14 protein-coding genes, 1 pseudogene and 1 other annotated feature are annotated in these 15,678 nt (G+C 36.8%); of the genes and pseudogenes, 14 read left to right on the top strand and 1 reads right to left on the bottom strand.

Annotated elements, in window-relative coordinates:
• The first annotated feature begins 186 nt into the window (after window positions 1–186).
• The 8 genes and pseudogenes from IGJ55_RS10295 to IGJ55_RS10260 all read left to right on the top strand — a co-directional run.
• Window positions 187–1,371 carry an FtsW/RodA/SpoVE family cell cycle protein gene (locus tag IGJ55_RS10295; protein WP_069639876.1) on the top strand — a complete coding sequence of 395 codons (1,185 nt, stop codon included), beginning with the start codon at window positions 187–189 and terminating at the stop codon, window positions 1,369–1,371.
• Window positions 1,372–1,389: 18 nt separating this feature from the next.
• The gene (locus IGJ55_RS10290) at window positions 1,390–1,746 is read left to right on the top strand and encodes an arsenate reductase family protein (RefSeq protein WP_207121413.1); all 357 of its coding nucleotides are present in this window, start codon (window positions 1,390–1,392) and stop codon (window positions 1,744–1,746) included.
• Complete coding sequence (locus IGJ55_RS10285; protein WP_069639877.1) at window positions 1,746–2,075, top strand: glycine cleavage system protein H; 330 nt, start codon at window positions 1,746–1,748, stop codon at window positions 2,073–2,075. The genes IGJ55_RS10290 and IGJ55_RS10285 overlap by 1 nt, the downstream gene beginning before the upstream one ends.
• A 55-nt stretch (window positions 2,076–2,130) precedes the next feature.
• Window positions 2,131–2,375: a binding site (T-box leader), on the top strand.
• A gap of 28 nt (window positions 2,376–2,403) precedes the next feature.
• Entirely contained in the window at window positions 2,404–2,571 is a 168-nt protein-coding gene (locus IGJ55_RS10280; protein WP_430606378.1) for a hypothetical protein, read from the top strand.
• Window positions 2,572–2,654: 83 nt separating this feature from the next.
• Window positions 2,655–3,692: a methionine ABC transporter ATP-binding protein gene (locus IGJ55_RS10275; RefSeq protein ID WP_430606376.1), complete on the top strand. Its 1,038-nt coding sequence runs from the start codon at window positions 2,655–2,657 to the stop codon at window positions 3,690–3,692.
• Window positions 3,682–4,371, top strand: a complete 690-nt coding sequence (locus tag IGJ55_RS10270; protein ID WP_277990881.1) for a methionine ABC transporter permease — start codon at window positions 3,682–3,684, stop codon at window positions 4,369–4,371. Before IGJ55_RS10275 ends, IGJ55_RS10270 begins: the two co-directional genes overlap by 11 nt.
• A 33-nt stretch (window positions 4,372–4,404) precedes the next feature.
• Window positions 4,405–5,256, top strand: a complete 852-nt coding sequence (locus IGJ55_RS10265; protein ID WP_069639881.1) for a MetQ/NlpA family ABC transporter substrate-binding protein — start codon at window positions 4,405–4,407, stop codon at window positions 5,254–5,256.
• A 14-nt stretch (window positions 5,257–5,270) separates the two neighbouring features.
• Window positions 5,271–5,393 (top strand): annotated as a pseudogene (locus tag IGJ55_RS10260) (DUF3788 family protein); the annotation flags it as partial.
• Window positions 5,394–5,599: 206 nt separating this feature from the next.
• Here IGJ55_RS10260 and hemH read toward each other — a convergent pair.
• Window positions 5,600–6,544: a ferrochelatase gene (gene hemH, locus IGJ55_RS10255; protein ID WP_430606372.1), complete on the bottom strand. Its 945-nt coding sequence runs from the start codon at window positions 6,542–6,544 to the stop codon at window positions 5,600–5,602.
• A 339-nt stretch (window positions 6,545–6,883) separates the two neighbouring features.
• Here hemH and sufC point away from each other — a divergent pair, with 339 nt between their 5' ends.
• From sufC to IGJ55_RS10225, 6 genes are all read left to right on the top strand, one after another.
• Window positions 6,884–7,654, top strand: a complete 771-nt coding sequence (gene sufC / locus IGJ55_RS10250; RefSeq protein ID WP_069654614.1) for a Fe-S cluster assembly ATPase SufC — start codon at window positions 6,884–6,886, stop codon at window positions 7,652–7,654.
• A gap of 14 nt (window positions 7,655–7,668) precedes the next feature.
• Complete coding sequence (gene sufD, locus IGJ55_RS10245; RefSeq protein WP_430606370.1) at window positions 7,669–8,955, top strand: Fe-S cluster assembly protein SufD; 1,287 nt, start codon at window positions 7,669–7,671, stop codon at window positions 8,953–8,955.
• Window positions 8,952–10,187, top strand: coding sequence for a cysteine desulfurase (locus tag IGJ55_RS10240; RefSeq protein WP_430606368.1), 1,236 nt, complete (start codon window positions 8,952–8,954; stop codon window positions 10,185–10,187). Before sufD ends, IGJ55_RS10240 begins: the two co-directional genes overlap by 4 nt.
• Entirely contained in the window at window positions 10,174–10,641 is a 468-nt protein-coding gene (gene sufU / locus IGJ55_RS10235) for a Fe-S cluster assembly sulfur transfer protein SufU (RefSeq protein WP_069639886.1), read from the top strand. The genes IGJ55_RS10240 and sufU overlap by 14 nt, the downstream gene beginning before the upstream one ends.
• Before the next feature lie 74 nt (window positions 10,642–10,715).
• Window positions 10,716–12,110, top strand: a complete 1,395-nt coding sequence (sufB, locus tag IGJ55_RS10230; protein ID WP_429949439.1) for a Fe-S cluster assembly protein SufB — start codon at window positions 10,716–10,718, stop codon at window positions 12,108–12,110.
• A gap of 474 nt (window positions 12,111–12,584) precedes the next feature.
• Window positions 12,585–15,614 carry a DEAD/DEAH box helicase gene (locus IGJ55_RS10225; RefSeq protein ID WP_430606366.1) on the top strand — a complete coding sequence of 1,010 codons (3,030 nt, stop codon included), beginning with the start codon at window positions 12,585–12,587 and terminating at the stop codon, window positions 15,612–15,614.
• Window positions 15,615–15,678 lie beyond the last annotated feature (64 nt).

Genomic DNA, 15,678 nt, shown 5'->3' with positions numbered 1-15,678 from the left:
ACATTCACAAGAATAAGAATCAATCGATAAGAAGAGAAAAGAATGAAATAAAGGTATGCTTGTCATACTCGTTTCGGTTCATTGCTTTTCCTTAAAGTTTTTCCAAAATCATCAAGTCTATACTTTCTTTTCTTCCTATAGAAAGTTATAATAAAAGGCGTATGATTTAAGGAAAAGGGATGACGAATGAATAAAAATAAACTAATGCGTAATTTAGATAATAGAATTGATTATGGTGTGATCTTACCAGTATTCCTTCTTTCAATCATTGGGATACTGTCACTTTATGTAGCGTTGAGTAACGATCCAAATCGACCAGAGATCGGCAATATGCTGATGAAACAAGGGTTATGGTATTTAGTCGGCGGTGTTAGTATTGTGATTGTGATGAATTTTAGTTCTAAATTACTTTGGCGATTGACTCCGATTTTTTATGTGATAGGTCTGATCATGATGGGCTTGCTTTTGAAATTTTATGATCCCTTTCTAGAATCCCAAACAGGTTCTAAAAACTGGATCAGTATCGGCGGAACAACTTTCCAGCCTTCGGAATTGATGAAGGTCGCTTTTATTTTGATGTTGGCCTATGTGGTAACGATGCATAATGTAAAAAACGTCAATCGGACGATAAAATCTGATTTTTGGTTGATTGGTAAAATGATGCTAGTTACACTACCGGTGATCATCCTCATTTTACTACAAGATGATTTTGGGACGATGTTAGTCTTTTTAGCTATTTTTGGCGGCGTATTTTTAATGTCTGGAATTTCTTGGAAGATTATTTTACCAACCTTTCTAGCTGCTATTTTGATAGGCGCTGGGACTATTTACTTGGTAACAACTACTACTGGTCGTGAATTCTTGTATTCTGTGGGATTTAAACCGTATCAGTTTGACCGGATCGATTTGTGGATGAACCCGTTTCATCATGATCCAGACCGCTCCTTCCAACCGGCATTGGCCATTACTGCTATCGGTTCCGGCGGTCTGCTTGGAAAAGGATTCAATGTCAGTGATGTTTACGTTCCTGTTAGAGAATCAGATATGATTTTCACAGTGGTTGGCGAAAACTTTGGTTTTATTGGCGGCTGCTTTATCATTCTGTTATACTTTATTTTGATTTACCGTATGATTCGTGTTTGCTTTGAGACCAACAATGAGTTTTATGCCTACATTGCAACTGGGATCATCATGATGATTCTATTCCACGTATTTGAAAATATAGGAGCGAATATTGGACTTCTACCATTAACAGGGATTCCATTACCATTTATTAGCCAAGGTGGCTCCTCGATTTTAGGGAATATGATAGGTGTAGGCCTGATCATGTCGATGAAATATCAAAAAGAAGCAACTATTGAAGAATATTAAATGAAAGAAGGCGGTAAAATGTACACATTTTTCTGGTATCCAAAATGTTCAACTTGTAAGAAAGCAAAGGTCTGGTTAGATGAGCGTCAAGTACCCTATGAAACGATCGATATGATCGAAAATCCACCCACTGCAAAACAATTGGCAAGCTGGATGGAGCAAAGTGATTTACCGATTCGCCGTTTCTTTAATACAAGTGGAATTCGTTATAGAGAGCAAGGCTTAAAAGATAAGGTCAATGAGTTTTCGATCAAAGAAGCTAGTGAGTTATTAGCAACTGATGGCATGTTGATCAAACGTCCGATTTTTGTTAAAGGTGATCAATTTTTAGCAAACGGATTTAAAGAATCTGATTATGAAGGAGCTATTAAATAATGTCTGAAGAAATCAAGATTATTGATAGTTTATGGGTTTTAAAAACAGCTGAAGGGTATAAAATCGGTTTAACGAATGATGCGCAAGAAGATTTAGGTACGATCACCTTTGCTACAATGCCTAAAGTTGGTCAACGCCTTGTAAAAGGGGACTCTTTAATAGAGTTAGAAGCTGAAAAGGCGGTCAGTGAATTTAGTTCACCAATCAGTGGTACGATTTCAGCAATCAATGTGGCTGCTGAACAAGACCCAAGTGTCCTAGACGACGCAGATCAAACCAAAGCATGGATCGCTGTTTTAACAGATGTAGATGGAACAGAGTTGCAATAAGATTAAAAATGATTGACAAGCGATTTGGATGTTGCTATAATTTCATCAATATAAAGTAAAAGCTTTGAAAAGAAGAGTACGTATCAAAAGTGTTTTAAGAGAGCCCTGTTCGCTGAAAATGGGCAACATGATTGAAATGGAAGATGGTCTTTGAGCGGAATAAGCGAGCGGATGTGAACTTATTACGGGAGTGCCCGTTACAGCACCACAGTATTTGAAATTTTGTACTGTATAAGGCTATTATTGTGAGATAATGGTAAATCAAGGTGGTAACACGAAAGACAGGCTTTCGTCCTTTGTCAGTTTAGTGACGAAGGACGGAGGCTTTTTGCATGTTCAACATCAGTTTACAAAGTATACTGATGTTGAACAGTACTTGGCGAACGAAGTGAGAGAAGTTCCCTTACTAGTGAATCACCATCAAGTTATCACGTCAATAAAGGGTAGAAGAGTAGCACAAGAAATGATCGACGCAGTTGGCAAAATAAAAGAATGAACCTGCGGATTATCATACAACATAGTGCAAACCATGTAGTATAATAAAAATGAAGTAAAACCAAAGAAAGCGGAGGGGAAAAAATGCCTCTAATCGAATTGCAACAAGTACAAAAACAATTTTCCGGTAAAAATGGACAAGTTACAGCGGTGAAAGATGTTTCTCTATCTGTCGAACAAGGTGATATCTACGGCATCGTTGGGTATTCTGGAGCTGGTAAGAGTACCTTAGTTCGTTTATTAAACGGTTTAGAATTACCTACTCAAGGTGAAGTGATTATTCAAGGAAAAAACATTGCGCAACTGACGAATAAAGGTCTGCGCCAGTTTCGTAAAAAAATTGGGATGATTTTTCAGCATTTCAATTTATTATGGTCAAGAACTATTTTAGAAAATATTATGTTACCGTTAGAGTTAGCCAATGTGCCAAAACAAGTTAGAAAAGAACGGGCACAAGAACTTTTAGATTTAGTTGGCTTAAAAGGACGTGGAGATGCCTATCCTAGCCAACTATCTGGAGGACAAAAGCAGCGTGTGGGGATTGCTAGAGCATTAGCCAATAATCCAGAAATTCTGTTATGTGACGAAGCGACCAGTGCACTTGATCCGCAGACGACTGATGAAGTGTTAGATTTACTTTTAGAAATCAATCAAACCCTAAATCTAACAATTGTTTTGATCACTCATGAAATGCATGTGATCCGTAAAATCTGTAACAAAGTAGCTGTAATGGAACTTGGTCAAATCGTTGAAGAAGGAGACGTTTTAGAAGTCTTTAGACAGCCAAAACAGGCGGTTACAAAGCGTTTTGTTCAACAAGAGTTAGAGCCGAAAGAAGATACAGAAGAACTATTGCAAGAATTGATCAAGGAAAATCCAGCAGGTCTTGTAGCAACTCTTCAATTTAGTGGGGATAATGCCAATGAGCCAGTTATCTCTCAAGCAATTCGTAAGTTTGATGTGGATATCAATGTCGTTCAAGGACAGGTTCAACAAGCCAAAGAAGGTGCTTTTGGTTCTTTGACTGTGATGATCATTGGCACAAAAGATGAAGTGGGAAAAACATTGACCTTCTTTACAGAAAAAGAAGTAGTTTTGGAGGTGATTCACGATGGCAAATGAAACCTTTGTTGAGAAATATTTAGACTTTAGTCGAGTGAATCCAGAATCAATGCAACAGGCGGCGATCGATACGTTATTCATGACAATCGTTGCAATGATTTTTGTTATTATTATTGGTTTTTTATTAGGGTTACTGCTTTATAGTTTAAGTAGAAATTCATCACCTTATGCTAAAGTTTGTTATAGTATTTTATCAGTGGTCAGCAATATATTTCGTTCGATTCCTTATATCGTATTGATCATTTTATTGATGGACTTTTCAAGAAAACTGGTTGGTACGGGGATTGGTGCCAAAGCAGCGATTCCTTCGTTGATCGTATCGGCAGCCCCTTTTTATGCTCGTTTAGTTGAAATTGCATTTCGTGAAGTTGACAGTGGTGTGTTGGAAGCAGCAGACGCCATGGGTGCTTCTAGAATTCAGAAAATCTTTAAAGTGCTCATTCCTGAAAGTACCCCAGCGTTACTATCGGGTGTGACGCTTACAACAATCACGATGATCGGTTTTACCGCTATGGCGGGGATCATCGGCGGCGGCGGTCTTGGTGGTTTAGCTTACCAAGAAGGCTTTAGCCGCAACAATAATACAGTTACATTGGTTGCTACAGTTTTAATCTTGGTTATTGTGTTTATTATTCAATTTGTTGGGGATCAACTAGTGAAACGTTCTGACAAACGATAAACAATCAAATAGAAAATATTGGAGGAAGTAAGTATGAAAAAGAAATTATTCGGTTTAGCAGCGCTAGCAGTTGTCACTTTAGGATTAGTTGCATGTGGTGGTGGAAATAGTAAAACAGATGATAGCAAAGTCTCAGGTGCTGACAAAGATTCTTCTGTTCTAAAGGTAGGCGCATCTGCATCACCTCATGCGGAAATTTTGGAACAAGTAAAACCAATTCTAAAAAAAGAAGGTATTGATTTAGAAATCGTTCAATTCGATGATTACATCTTACCTAACAAAAATTTAGCGGAAGGGGATATCGATGCCAACTATTTCCAGCATATCCCTTACTTTAATTTACAAGTGAAAGAAAACAACTATGATTTTGCGAATGCTGGCGGTATCCATATTGAACCAATGGGCTTATATTCAAAACGGATTAAAGATATCAAGGATTTGAAAGATGGTGCAACAATCATTACATCAAATTCAGAATCTGATTGGGGTCGAATTATCACAATTTTACAAGATGCTGATTTAGTAACTGTAAAAGATGGCGTTGATTTAGAAACTGCAACCTTTGAAGATATTGACAAGAATCCTAAAAATTTGAAATTTATTCATAACATTAATCCAGAGGTGTTAACCACAACGTATAATAACGATGAAGCTGATCTTGTAGCGATTAATGCTAACTTTGCCTATAGTGCAGGCTTAAATCCATTGAAAGACTCTGTATTGTTGGAAAAAGATAATTCACCATATGTCAATATCGTGGCTGTTCGTTCCGAAGATAAAGAGAGTGATAAAATCAAAAAATTAGTTGATGCATTACACAGTAAAGAAATCCAAGATTGGATCCTTGAAAAATGGGATGGATCAGTAAAACCTGTTGAAAAATAAACTATTGAAAGAGGATGGGACAGAAGTGTTAAACCCCGAGAAATAAGAGGGAATTCACGAAAATTGTTCTTCAAATTTTTGTGAATTTCAGCTTATTTCCGAAGGGGTTGCTTCTGCTCCCACCGTTTATCCGGATTCCACGTGAGCGGGATATGGCTCGAAGAGTTATGTCCCACTCACTTTTTTTGTATTTTAATTATCTGCTGATTTGAAATTCTATTTATTTATGTTGAAGTTAAATAAAGTTTAATAAATAGAAAAGTAGAACTGACTCTCAATAGAAGATAATTCTACTTATTCTAACATGGCAAACAATAAGAGATTATTTTGATTTGAGTAATATTTAGCGTTGTTTTACAAGTTTTTCCAGAATATCTGCTAACGTTGGATCGGCATTAAATGGATGGATATAATGGAAATACTCTCCGCCATGCGCCATAAAATAACCATAATTTTCTTCTTCGATTTCTTCGACTGTTTCTAAACAATCAGAAACAAAACCAGGAGTCAGGATCAAAATATTTTTAGCACCTTGTTTAGGAAGTTCTTTTAACGTTTGGTCTGTCGCTGGTGTCAGCCATTCAGCTGGTCCAAATTTTGATTGAAATGTACTGATAAAAGGAACATCGCCAACCAGCTTCATTACAGCTTGAGTTGTCTGTTCACAGTGTTCTAAATAATGGTCGCCTTTTTCAATATAAGACACCGGGATGCCGTGATAAGAGAAAACAATCTTATCAATCTTTTTTTTAGATAACGCTTGTTTGATTAGATTCGCTAAAGCTTCAATATATAAAGGCTCATCATAAAAAGACTGAATAAAATGCAAAGTAGGAATTGCTTGAGCTTTCAAATAAAATTTAGCAACTTCATCAAAAATAGGTGCTGTGGTAGTGGTTGAATATTGTGGATATAATGGAATGATCGTTAAATCAGTAACACCAAGATCGTGCATTTCTTTTAGTACTTCTGGGATCAAAGGCTTACTGTAAGACATTGCATACCGCACAATACGATCTGGAAAACGCGCTTGCAATTGATCGGTCTGTGATCGAGTAAAGATAAGTAAAGGAGAACCCGCTTCTTGCCAAATTTGTTGGTATAAAGCAGCTGATTTTTTTGGTCTCGTTCGTAGAATGATCCCATATAAAACCGGTAGCCAGATCAAACGGTTCATGTCAATAACACGTTTATCTCCTAAAAAGCGTTTAAGATAAGCTCGAACTTCCTTGGTTTCTGGTTTATCTGGTGTACCAAGATTAACGATAATGATTCCTTTTTTAGACATTGAAAAACCTTCCTTCAAATGGCTGGAACAAAGTAATTTTTGTTCTAGTTAAAAATTTCCTGAAATCGTTGTAAATTATCTCACAAAGGTTGAGGGAAATCAAAACTTTTTAGGTTGTTAGTAGTCAATAGTTCATCAAGTATAGCCGAGAAAAGACTATAAAAATGAGAAAGGAAAAGAATAACCATTTTAGAAAGATTCTAATTAAGTCCATTTTTTCACAAAGAAAACCTAGACTAAATAAGAATTATTCTAGTAAAGAGATTGCTTATCATTCTCAATTAGGATAAAATGAATGAGAACGATAAAATAATTATTTTAAGTTGGAGGGAATTGTAAATGTCCGTTTTAGAAATTAAAAATTTACACGTATCAATCGAAGATAAAAAGATTTTAAAAGGGGTTAACCTGACGATGAAAACAGGTGAAATCCACGCAATCATGGGGCCAAACGGAACAGGTAAATCAACTTTATCTGCGGCGATCATGGGAAATCCTAATTACGAAGTCACAGAAGGTGAAATCTTGTTTGACGGCGAAAATGTCTTAGATCTTGAAGTGGACGAACGTGCTCGTTTAGGTTTATTCCTTGCCATGCAATACCCAAGTGAAATTCCAGGAATCACCAATGCTGAATTCATGCGTGCGGCAATCAACGCCAAACGTGATGAAGACGATAAAATTTCAGTGATGGAATTCATCAAAAAATTAGACAAAAAAATGGACCTTTTAAATATGCCAGAAGAAATGGCTGAACGTTACTTGAACGAAGGCTTCTCTGGTGGGGAAAAGAAACGAAATGAAATCCTACAATTATTGATGTTAGAACCAACATTTGCAATCTTAGATGAAATCGATTCTGGTCTAGATATCGATGCGTTAAAAGTTGTTTCAAAAGGCGTAAACGAAATGCGCGGGGAAAATTTTGGCGCCTTGATCATCACCCACTACCAACGTCTATTGAACTACATCACACCAGATGTGGTGCATATCATGATGGAAGGCCGTGTGGTGAAAACTGGCGGTGCTGAACTTGCGAAACGTTTAGAAGCAGAAGGCTATGCTGGCATTAGCCAAGAATTAGGTATCGAATACAAAGAAGAAGCATAAGGAGGACAAGATAAATGAAGGACATAACAACAGCGAATTATCTTGACGACATCAACGCTTTTTCAGCCCGTAACGAAGAACCTACTTGGATGACCGACTTACGTGTAGCGGCTTTAGAAAAAGCTGAAAACTTAGAATTACCAAAGATCGAACGCGTGAAATTTCACCGTTGGCCTTTGTTTAACGTGAATACTGAAGAGTATACACCTGAAACAATGAACTTTCCAAGCTTTGATGCAATGAAAGACAACCCGGTGATTGTGCAGCAAGGGTCGATCACAGCGTTTGAACAACTTTCAGCAAAATTAGCCGATCAAGGCGTGATTTTCACGGATATGTTCACTGCATTACAAGAACATGGTGATTTAGTCAAAGAATATTATATGAACAAAGCGGTTGAAATGGATGAAGATAAATTAACAGCGTTCCATACAGCCTTTATGAATAGTGGAGTGTTCTTATACGTACCGAAAAATGTTGTTATTGAAGAACCGATCGAAGCAATCTTTATCCAAGATTCGGCGAGTGAAGAATCATTCTTCAAACATGTCTTGATTGTAGCGGACGAACATAGCGAGTTCAGCTACCTAGAACGATTCCAAACAATTGGCGAGCAAAAAGTTAAAGTGTCAGCGAATATCGTGGTTGAAGTGATTGCAAAAGCTGGTGCAAAAGTGAAATATTCAGCTGTGGATCAATTAGGCGAAAATGTTTCAACTTACATGAATCGTCGTGGACATATCATGCGTGATGCATCTATTGATTGGGCGCTTGGCGTGATGAACGATGGTGACGTGGTTGCTGATTTTGATTCTGACTTAGTAGGTGAAGGTTCTCATTCAGAAGTCAAAGTTGTAGCAATCAGCGCTGGCAAACAAACACAAGGAATCGATACTCGTGTAACCAATAAAGCCTCTCACTCAGTGGGACACATTTTACAACATGGAGTTATCCGCGAACGTGGTACTTTAACGTTCAACGGAATTGGTCATATTCTAAAAGGCGCTAAAGGGGCAGATGCCCAACAAGAAAGTCGTGTCTTAATGCTTTCTGATAAAGCCCGTGGTGATGCGAACCCGATTTTATTGATTGATGAAAATGAAGTAACCGCAGGACATGCAGCCAGTGTTGGTCGTGTCGATCCAGAAGAAATGTACTATTTAATGAGTCGTGGGTTACGTAAAGATGATGCGGAACGTTTGGTTATCCGCGGCTTCTTAGGTTCCGTGATCACAGCGATTCCTGTAAAAGACGTACAAAAAGAATTTGTAGACGTAATTGAAGGGAAGTTGAATGCATGATAAACGCAGATAAGATTCGGCAGCAGTTTCCCATCTTGTTTCAAGAAGTCAATGACGAGCCGCTTGTTTATCTGGATAATGCAGCAACAACTCAAAAGCCTAAAGCAGTTTTAGATAAACTGACTTATTATTACGAACACGATAATGCTAATGTTCACCGTGGTGTGCATACGTTGGCCGAACGTGCCACGAAAGAGTATGAAGAAGCTCGTGAAAAAGTTAGAGCCTTTATCAATGCGAAAGAAACAGCCGAAACGCTCTTTACCCGAGGCACAACGACGAGTCTAAATTGGGTCGCAAAAAGCTATGGTGATTTAGCGGTTGAAGCAGGGGATGAAATCGTGATTTCCTATATGGAACATCATTCCAATATTATCCCTTGGCAACAATTAGCTGAACGCAAAGGCGCAACGTTAAAATATATCGAAATCACAGCAGATGGCTTTTTAGATATGGAAAGTGCGAAACAACAAATCACGGATAAAACCAAGATTGTTTCTATCGCGCATGTATCGAATATTTTAGGCGTGATCAATCCACTAGCAGAGTTGGCAGAGCTTGCTCATAGTCACGGTGCTGTTTTAGTTGTCGATGGTGCCCAAGCTGTACCGCATATGCCGGTGAATGTTCAAGCAATCGATGCTGATTTTTACGCATTCAGTGGGCATAAAATGTGTGGTCCAACTGGAATTGGTGTATTATATGGAAAACGTGAATTACTAGATCAAATGGAACCCGTAGAATTTGGTGGGGAAATGATCGATTTCGTGAATTTATATGATAGTACTTGGAAAGAACTGCCTTGGAAATTTGAGGCAGGTACCCCCAATATTGCTGGAGCAATTGCTCTAGGTGCGGCCATCGATTTTCTAACAGAGATCGGATTAGAAGAAATTCATCAACATGAAGCAGAATTAGTCGCTTATGTGTTACCAAAACTATTGGCGATTGAAGGTCTGACGGTTTACGGACCACAAGATCCAGCTCATCATACAGGTGTTTTGGCGTTTAATTTAGATGGCTTACACCCACATGACACGGCGACAGCTTTGGATATGGAAGGAGTGGCAGTTCGTGCAGGACATCATTGTGCGCAGCCATTACTGAACTATTTAGACGTTCCAGCGACAGCGAGAGCGAGTTTCTATCTATATAATACCAAGGCAGATGCTGATCGATTGATCGATGCAATTTTAGCGACAAAGGAGTTTTTCCAACATGGCTCTATCTAGATTAGATAATTTATACCGTCAAGTGATTTTGGATCATTCAAGTCATCCTCATCATCATGGAACATTGGCAGAATCAAGCAAGAAAATCGAAATGAATAACCCAACTTGTGGCGATGTGATCGAATTGCAAGTGGCTATTGAAGACAATGTTATTAAAGATATTGCCTTTAGCGGAAGTGGGTGTTCAATTAGTACGGCGAGTGCTAGTATGATGACAGATGCGGTGATTGGAAAGACATTAGCTGAAGCAGAACAGTTAGCTGAAGATTTTTCTCAATTGGTACAAGGAAATGATGTACCAGAAGAAGAAAAATTAGGTGATGCAGCGATGCTTAGCGGTGTGGCCAAATTCCCCGCACGGATCAAATGTGCAACACTTGCTTGGAAAGCATTAGAACAAGCAGTTGAAAATGATGGACAAGGAACCGCAGGACAATTACACTGTGAAGAATAGAAAATTAGTGAGAAATCAAATAACTCGAAACTAATCGTTTGATTCTCAACCTAAGAAAGTGAGCGTGAGATAATTTGAGTACTGTACCTGAGTTAGAAGAATATCAATTTGGTTTCCATGATGATGTGAAACCAATTTTCAGTACGGGAAATGGACTAACAGAGGAAGTTGTTAGAGAAATTTCACGTAAAAAAGAAGAACCAGAATGGATGTTGGAGTTCCGTTTGAAATCATTGGAACAATTCAACAAAATGGCCATGCAAGAATGGGGACCAGATTTATCTGATATTGATTTTGAAAAAATCAAATATTTCCAAAGAGCCAGCGATAAACCCGCTCGTGACTGGGATGATGTGCCAGATAAAATCAAAGAAACTTTTGAAAGAATCGGAATTCCAGAAGCAGAACGTGCGTATTTAGCGGGAGCTTCAGCGCAATATGAATCAGAAGTGGTTTACCACAATATGAAAGAAGAATTCCAGAAATTAGGAATCATCTTTACTGATACAGATTCAGCATTGAAAGAATACCCAGATATATTCAAAAAATATTTTGCAAAATTAGTTCCACCAACAGATAACAAATTAGCAGCCCTAAACTCAGCAGTTTGGTCTGGTGGAACGTTTATCTATGTGCCAAAAGGGGTTCGTGTGGATGTGCCATTACAAACATATTTCCGAATCAATGCGGAAAACACAGGACAATTTGAACGTACGCTGATCATTGTGGATGAAGGCGCAAGTGTTCACTACGTAGAAGGCTGTACAGCACCTACGTATACAAGCAATAGCTTACACGCAGCGATCGTTGAGATCTTTACCCATAAAGATGCCTATACACGTTATACAACCATCCAAAACTGGTCTGATAATGTTTATAACTTGGTAACAAAACGTGCCAAAGCTTATGAAGGTGCCACTGTCGAGTGGATCGATGGAAACTTAGGTGCCAAAACAACGATGAAATATCCAAGTGTGTATCTTGATGGAAAAGGTGCTCGTGGTACAATGCTTTCGATTGCATTTGCTGGGGAAGGACAAATTCAAGATACAGGGGCGAAAATGATTCATAATGCGCCAAACACGTCAAGTTCGATTGTTTCTAAATCAATTGCGAAAGACGGCGGCGAAGTGAATTACCGTGGTCAAGTAACATTTGGGAAAGATAGTGCTGGGTCGATTTCACATATTGAGTGTGATACGATTATTATGGATGATAAATCGAAATCGGATACGATTCCGTTTAATGAGATTCATAACAGTCAAGTGGCGTTGGAGCATGAAGCGAAGGTTTCGAAAATTTCGGAAGAGCAGCTTTATTACTTGATGAGTCGTGGGTTGACAGAGGTTGAAGCGACTGAGATGATCGTTATGGGATTTGTGGAGCCGTTTACGAAGGAATTACCGATGGAGTATGCGGTTGAATTGAATCGATTGATTAGTTATGAGATGGAAGGGTCTGTTGGATAACAACAAAATAGAAGCTAGGAACGCTGTTAATATAGGCATTCCTAGCTTTTTTTGATACTTAAAAGTAGCATCAATACTTGCATCATTGTGTAAATTCAGTATCAGCTTCGCTAGATATTGTGGTATCTGTCAATAAAAATTTTCTCTTATCACTTCTCAAAAAATATTCCTTAGGTGAGAATCCCTTTTTATTATTTTACTCATAAATTGGCGACTCACATTATGTACATAATTTTTTTTTTTCTGTTAAAATGATAATATATGATAATTTTTTAGAACTGATTATACAGTTGCTAAAATTAAGACGAAGGTAAGACCATATGTCAAAATTAAATAGAGCACAACTTTGATTAAATAAAGAATAAAAGCATGCTAATCTAAACTAAAGATGATGTTCTATAAAAAAGAAGGAGTATAGTATCGGGCTATTCAGGGAATGTCTGATTTTGAAAAAATATAAAAGGAGATGATTGTATGGAAGTAAGATATCCTAGAAAAGAAATTATATCACTTGGCGGAGGAAATAAAGTAAGTAAATGTTTTGATGAAAAAGGCAAAGAGTATTCCTACAATGAAGTTATTACAAGTTGGATAAAATATTACAGTGAATTAGTATCTAGAAATGATGGTGAAATAGGTTTACGACTTCCTCAATTTGGTGCATTGTCAGCAATTCGAGCACACTGGGCGACTTCCGGTGCACCGGCTACAGTTGTACTGCCAACAGGCACGGGGAAATCAGAAACTATGTTTGCAACAATTATTTCAGAACAAATTGGCTCAACATTAATTATAGTTCCCTCTAATTTATTAAGAGAACAAATTTTTGAAGGAGCTAGTCATTTTGGCATTTTACCGAAATTAGGGATGATTTCAGAAGGAATTATCTATCCAACAACATTTCTATATAAGGCAAAATTTAAAGATGAGCATATTCTAATGAAAACAATTGAATCTTCCGATATTATTGTTTCAACTCCAGGTATGATAAAGAGTATGAAACCTGAGATTTTAGAGCAGTTATTAAAAAAAGTTGAAGTTGTAATCTTTGATGAAGCGCATCATTTAGGGGCACCAGATTGGCAGGCTGTTAGAGACAAGTTCTCAGAAAAGAAAATATTACAGTTTACAGCAACTCCATTTAGAAACGATGGAAAGAAAATTGCAGGTAAGATAATATTTAACTATGGACTTGGACTGGCACAAAGTGCGGGTTATTTCAAAAAAATTGATTTTTACCCTATTCAAGAATTTGATGAAAATAAATCGGATGAAGAGATTGCAAATGTTGCGGTAGAGCATTTACGCATAGATATAGATGATGGATATAATCATGTGGTTTTAGCTAGAGCAAATAGTACAAAGCGTGCTAATGAGCTGTTTGAACAAATTTATTCAAAATACACCGAATTTAATCCTGTCGTGATTCACAGTAAAATAAAAGCAGCCGCACGCAGAGAAAATTTAAAGAAAGTTAAAAATGGGGTAGCTAAAATAGTTGTATGTGTAGATATGTTTGGAGAGGGAATTGATATCCCCTCACTTAAGATTGCAGCTATTCATGATAAGTATAAGTCATTACCAATTACTCTACAATTTATAGGTAGATTTGCAAGAACAAGTGGTGAAAATTTAGGAGATGCAAAGTTAATAACTAATGTGGCTATGGATGATTTAAGAGAAGCGGTAGAAGAACTTTATCATCAGGATTCTGATTGGAATAAACTATTAAGTATTCATTCAAGTCAATCAATTGAAAGTGAAGTTAATCTTGGAGAGTTTATTGAAAATTTTGAAAAAGGTCATGCCGATGAAATTGATTTATCTCAATTGAAAATGAAAGTGAGTACGAGAATGTTCCGCTATCATTCTACCGACGTTTTATTGGATAATTGGAAAAAGGTATTAAATCCTGAACGAACAACTTTTTTGATTAACAATAAAAGTTCTGTCTATATTTTCATTGAAGAAATTGAATCAAGAGTAGTTTGGTCTGATCAAAAAGATATTGTACAGTATGAATATGATCTTTTTGTACTATTTTTTGATAAAGAAAACGGAATGATTCACATAAACGAAACCGATGCTGGAAAAGGTAACCGCCTTATTGACAAGATGTTTTTTGGTGCTACCCAGATAAAAGGGGATTCCATTTATCGTGTTCTAAATGGGATTAACAGGCTGATGATTGGAACACTTGGGTTAAAACAAGTACCTAATGGTCGAGTTAGTTTCAGAATGTTTGCAGGAACGGATATTAAATCAGGTATTAGTGAGGCTGCTATTTCCAGTTCAACAAAATCTAATTTATTTGGCTATGGATTTAAAAATGGTGAGCGAATAAGTATCGGTTGTTCATATAAAGGCAAAGTCTGGATGCGTTGGGTCGAACGAGTAGATTTTTGGATAGAGTGGTGTAAAGAAACTGGAAAACAAGTTCTGGATACGTCAATTGATACAAGTAATATTTTAGAAAATTCTCTTATTTCAGAAGCAATAACTAATTTCCCAAAAAGAAAAGCATATAAGATAACTTTACCAGAACAAATTGAAGTATCAAATTCTTTGTCTAAGCAACTTTATATTAAGAAAGAAGAGTTGCTTATACCATTTTTTCAAGCGGATCTACGTAATCCCAAATTAGTTGATAAAAATTTAATTTTTGAATACTGGATTAACGACCGTAAATATATTTTTGAACAGTATATAAATAGCACTAACTATGGATTTAAACAAATTGAAGGAGACGAATTATTTGTTAAGAAGGGGAGTCAGTTGATAAGTATGGTTGACTATCTTAAAGATTATTCTCCTGAAATCTCCTTTATTCAAGAGGACGGTACTGTTATAGTCGTTCAAGAAAATTTGAAAACAGTAATTAAACCCAAGCGTGATATGAAGTTGAATCCAAATTATATAAATAGGATTAATTGGAATAGATTTGATGTAGATATAAAAAAAGAGTCCCAAGGTAGAGAGCGAAAAAGGGATTCAATTCAATATGCGACAATTCATAATATAGTTGATGCGGATTCGGATATCATATTTGACGATGATGGTTCAGGGGAGATTGCTGATATTGTTTCTATTGCGATTAATCAAGAACAAAGAATCATAGAGTTCTATTTGTATCATTGTAAATACTCTCATGGCGATATTCCAGGAGCAAGGGTATCAGATTTATATGAAGTATGTGGACAATCAGAAAAGTCTATTATGTGGAATGATAATACTCTAGAATTGATAGTACGTATGATTGAACGTGAAAAACAACAAATGAAAAAGTATAATTCTACTAGATTTGATAAAGGCGACCTAAAGACCTTATATATGATAAAGAAAATGATTCAAGCTGGATTTCAAACAACATTTAAAATTTCAATTGTACAACCAGGAGTTTCTGTATCGGTAATGACTCCAGGCATGAAACAAATAATATTGGCTTCAGATAGTTTTTTAACTGATACATATGGTATCAAACTACACTGCTATTTTAGTGAATAGACTCTGAAAATTATATTAAATGTTGTTTTAGCGAATAAAATTTATTGTACAGTTAAGAAGCTAG

The sequence above is a fragment of the Enterococcus sp. AZ170 genome, assembly GCF_050545135.1.
GTDB lineage: Bacteria > Bacillota > Bacilli > Lactobacillales > Enterococcaceae > Enterococcus_L > Enterococcus_L ureilyticus.
The sequence above is the reverse complement of the archived record's forward strand: the minus strand, read 5'-3'. Positions and strand labels throughout refer to the sequence as shown.